This window comes from Pontibacter sp. JAM-7, from assembly GCF_048548695.2.
In the GTDB taxonomy this organism is placed as follows: Bacteria; Pseudomonadota; Gammaproteobacteria; order Pseudomonadales; family Balneatricaceae; genus Neptuniibacter.
This window is the reverse complement of record NZ_JBLYIF020000029.1, coordinates 1-288: the sequence shown is the minus strand read 5'-3', so window position 1 is coordinate 288 and position 288 is coordinate 1. Positions and strand designations below refer to the sequence as shown.

Sequence of the window (288 nt, the reverse complement as noted above, 5' to 3'; positions counted from 1 at the left end):
TTGGTGGCGATATATCCCTGATCACTGAGAAATACACCTGATCCCAGGCTGGACTGAATGCGTTCGCGTTGTGCGATGCTGTCGTCATCAAAAAAACGCCGAAAAAACGGCTCGTTAAATAATGGGTGAACGCTCTGTTTGATGACCGTACGGGTATAGAGATTAACCACTGCTGGTGAGGCCAGCTCCACGGCATCCGCATAGCTATAGGGACCGCTTAGGTCAGGGCTGGTTCACAGATAAGACTTTTTTGGGCGCGTTTGTCGGATTGTTAGGGCTGTTTTTGTT

General features: G+C 49.3%; 1 pseudogene. It reads right to left on the bottom strand.

From position 1 onward, the window contains the following. Positions 1–191, bottom strand: a pseudogene (locus ACFVYJ_RS13735) (hypothetical protein); the annotation flags it as partial. Positions 192–288 lie beyond the last annotated feature (97 nt).